This window comes from Candidatus Jordarchaeum sp., assembly GCF_052745115.1.
In genome coordinates this window covers 1-4000 of the sequence record NZ_JBRAKS010000347.1, presented here as the reverse complement: position 1 = coordinate 4000, position 4000 = coordinate 1, and the positions used below count along the sequence as shown (strand labels likewise).

General features: G+C 44.2%; 5 protein-coding genes. All 5 read left to right on the top strand.

Annotated features, from left to right (window positions below; genetic code table 11):
• Window positions 1-209: hypothetical protein (locus tag ACUVXA_RS17575; RefSeq protein ID WP_445872586.1), on the top strand; the 209-nt coding region annotated here is incomplete at its 5' end.
• A 1-nt stretch (window position 210) separates the two neighbouring features.
• Window positions 211-543: a cupin domain-containing protein gene (locus ACUVXA_RS17570; protein ID WP_445872585.1), complete on the top strand. Its 333-nt coding sequence runs from the start codon at window positions 211-213 to the stop codon at window positions 541-543.
• 24 nt (window positions 544-567) lie between these two features.
• The gene (locus ACUVXA_RS17565; protein WP_445872584.1) at window positions 568-2085 is read left to right on the top strand and encodes a xylulokinase; all 1518 of its coding nucleotides are present in this window, start codon (window positions 568-570) and stop codon (window positions 2083-2085) included.
• A 19-nt stretch (window positions 2086-2104) separates the two neighbouring features.
• Window positions 2105-2905 (top strand): SDR family NAD(P)-dependent oxidoreductase, encoded by an 801-nt coding sequence (locus tag ACUVXA_RS17560; protein ID WP_445872583.1) that lies wholly within the window; start codon window positions 2105-2107, stop codon window positions 2903-2905.
• A gap of 22 nt (window positions 2906-2927) precedes the next feature.
• Entirely contained in the window at window positions 2928-3722 is a 795-nt protein-coding gene (locus ACUVXA_RS17555; protein WP_445872582.1) for an SDR family NAD(P)-dependent oxidoreductase, read from the top strand.
• Window positions 3723-4000: the final 278 nt, after the last annotated feature.

Genomic DNA, 4000 nt, shown 5'->3' with positions numbered 1-4000 from the left:
ATGAGAATGGTGTGACCCACAAATTAACCTTACCAACCGTATTTGGCACAGAACCATACCTAATGGTTTTCATCTCTAATAAATTTAAATATGATTGCCTTAATCAAGTAAAAAATTTTTTTATGAAAAATAATTTTTTGAAACAAACTTTAATAATTGAAAGTAAAATAAAAAATAAGACGCATAAAAATTTAAAAAAGGGTGTGTAAAATGATCAAAATAAAACTAGTAAAAATGAAGGACTCCAAAGAGTTTTGGGAAGGTGACGAGTTGTGCCACCTTTACCTGAAGTCCGATAAGCTGGTTTTCGGTACCTCCCACATCGAGCCGGGAAAAGAGGGTGCCGTAGATCCAGGTCATAAATACGGAGAAGAAATCTTCTATGTGGCTAAGGGAAAGGTCTTAGTCGAATTTTCCAAAGAAAAAATGGAGCTAAAAGAGGGAGACGCAGTAATTATTCCTATTGGGGAACCACACAAACTAATAAACAAGTACAAAGAACCAACACTAATCTGCTGGGCTCTAGCACCACCCGACGACTAATCATTTAGAAGGGAGGTTTTAAATTTGGAATATATTCTAACTCTTGATGCTGGAACCACCGCCTCAAAAATAGCACTTTTTAACACTAAAGGTGAGCTTCAAGGAATTTCCACCAAAGAGTATACACTGCTCACACCAACCGCGCTTGCCGTGGAGCTTCCTGCAGAAACCTTTTGGAAAGCTTTCAAAGAGGGTGTTAGTGAAGTTCTGGAACAAACCAAAGCTAACCCCGAAGACATTAAGGCCTTGGGAATCTCAGCACAGGGAGAAACACTATTCTTCATAGACAAAAATGGTAATCCTCTGAGAAACGCCATAATCTGGCTGGACAACCGGGCCCAAGAAGAAGCAGATATTCTCTCAGAAAAATTTGACCCCGATCAACACTCCTTCAAGATTTCGGGACAAGTAAAAATAGTTCCCACATGGCCCGCTTCAAAAATCTTATGGATTAAAAGAAACGAGAAAAACATTTTCGACAAGGTCTCCAAGTACCTTCTCATAGAGGACTACCTCATATACCGGATGACCGGCGAACTGGTAGCTGAAGGCTCACTTCTCTGCTCCACATTGTACTGGAACATCATCACCAAGAAGTACTGGGACGAAATGCTGGACCACCTAGGAATCACAGCCGACCAGCTACCAGAAATAAAAGAATCCGGAGAACCAGTAGGAGAACTCAAGCCCGAAGTAGCAAAGGAACTAGGATTGTCCCCAAAAACCATGGTAACCACCGGTGCACTAGACCAAGTGTGCGGGGCAATAGGAGTGGGAAACGTAGAGCCAGGAATGTTCTCTGAAAACACCGGAGCAGCTCTTGCTATTTGTGCGGTTTTAAAAAAGCCGATTTTCGATAAACAGGGCAGAATGCCCATCCACTACTACGGTATACCCGACACCTATATGGCTCATACCTTCACCACGGGAGGGATGGTTCTCAGATGGTTCAGAGACAACTTCGCAAAAGAAGAGATGAGCGTAGCCGAACTCTTAGAAACGGATCCCTACAACGTGATAGGCGACGAAGTAGCAAAAGTACCTCCAGGGAGCGACGGGTTAGTGATGCTTCCACACCTCCAAGGAGCCATGGCACCAGAGGCGAACCCTAAGGCGAAAGGTGTTTTCTTCGGCTTCACCCTAAAACACACCAAGGCCCACTTTGCCAGAGCCATAATGGAAGCCATAGCCTTCATTGTGAGAAGAAACATAGACGTTTTAGAAGACATGAAAATCCCCGTGAAAGAAATAAGAGTCCTAGGTGGGGGAGCCCGCAGCGCAGTGTGGAACCAGATCAAGGCAGACATCACTCGGAAAACTGTTTATCAAACCGAAATGGAGGAAGCTGCCAGTCTGGGAGCAGCCATACTAGCGGGAAAGGCGGTGGGAATCTATAAAGATGTTAGAGAGGCAGCCAGCAAAATGGTGGGTATAAAAAGAAAGTATGAACCTAACACCAAAAACTTTGAGGTATATGGAAAAGCCTACCAGAAGTACGTGAAACTTTACGAAGATTTATGCGACTTGTTTGAGGTTGACTAATTAATGGAGTTGAAGTGAGATGAATTTGGTTGATAAAACTGCAGTTATAGTTGGTGGTGGTGGAGGAATAGGGAAACATATTGCTCTGACCTTTGCAAGTGAAGGAGCAAAAGTCGTGGTGGGAGACATAGATGGGGAATCCGCCGAAAAGGTAGCTTCAGAAATAACTTCCAAGGGTGGAAAATCACTGGCTCTTAAAGTAGATATTCGTAAGGAGGCTGATATAAGCGACATGATTAAAAAAACAGAGGAAAAGTTTGGTGCAATTGATATATTAGTCAACGTTACCAGAATAGCCTCACTGGTCAAAATGGTCGACTTGTCAGAAGAACAGTGGGACACCGTAGTTGACTATAATGCGAAGGGTTTATTCTTTCTCTGCAAAGCGGTAGCGAGGGAGATGGCTAAAAACAATAAGGGCAAGATGATAATAATCTCCTCCACAGCAGGAATATCGGGACAGGAGCAGCTATCACACTATGCGGCTTCGATGGGGGCGGTGATCGGATTCGCTCGTAGTCTCGGTTTAGAGCTTGCTGGTAGGAACATAAAAGTGAACATAATATGTCCCGGTTATCTCGAAACTCGAGAGTTAAAACTGGGAGCCCAGCTAAAAGCTGGGCCCTCAGTGGAGGAAGATACTATTGTGTTGTTCTCACCACTACACCAGATAGACTGTGAGCCCGAGGCAATTGCCAAAATGGCGGTTTTCCTAGCCTCAGAAAAGGGAGACTATTTCAGTAATGAAACCTACCGCCTGTGGGATGACGAGGTAACATTCAGTCGCAACATGACCATAATCACAAAGAAACCTCTATGAGGAGAAACGTGATAGGAGGTGTATGAAAATTAGGTTAAAAGAAAAAATAGCAATAATTACTGGTGCGGGAAGAGGAATAGGGAAAGCAATAGCACTAAGATTCGCGAAGGAAGGAGCACATGTCGTTGTAGCAGACTTAAATTTGGAAGAAGCAAAGCAAATCGCTGCCGAAATTCAGTCCCTGGGAAGAAATTCTCTGGCGGTCAAGGTTGACGTAACAAAAAAATCCGAAGTGGAACAGATGGTGAAGGAAACTGTGCAAAAATTTGGCAGGGTAGACATACTAATGAGCAATGCGGGAGTATCTTCCATGGAATTCGTTTTGGATATGCCGGAGGAGAAGTGGGACTTTAATATGGATGTTAACCTGAAGGGTATGTTCCTTTGCACTCAGGCAGTGGCGAAAAGAATGATTGAGCAGGGTGGAGGCGGTAAGATAATCTGCACCGCCTCTATGGCGGGTAAAACCGGAGCACCTATGTATGCTCATTACAATGCAAGCAAGGCAGGCGCTATAGCCTACGTGAAAAGCATAGCTCTGGAACTGGCTCCCCACAAGATAAATGTGAACGCCATTTGTCCGGGGCTGGTTGCCACAGGTATGCAGGAACGTGAGCTGAAGTGGACCGCTGAGCTCAGAGCCGATGGAAGCACGCCCGAAAGCATACTTCAGGAGTACATTTTCTTCACACCTTTGGGAAGAATAGAGCAACCAGATGATGTGGCAAAGGTCGCAGTATTCCTAGCCTCAGAGGATTCTGACTTTATGACCGGTCAAGCAATTAATGTAACTGGGGGAATTATCACCACCTGCTAAGTCTGATTGGGACCAAAAAATTAACTTTTTCTCTCTTTTTTACCGTATACGGGAAGTATATGCTTGTGTTTTGCTCACAAGTTTCCCCGGAAAGAAGCGTTTTTAAGTCCCGAAACAAGGGAGTAAACAACCACATAATTAACGAGAAACACACGTGAACAAAATTAATAGAAAAGGGTGGTGCACATGTTCTAAAAGCGCATGGTTGCCCAAAATAAGGTCATTCCAGACCACTCACCGGCTGAAATGCGCCCCACACACCTTTCACATACGGGGGC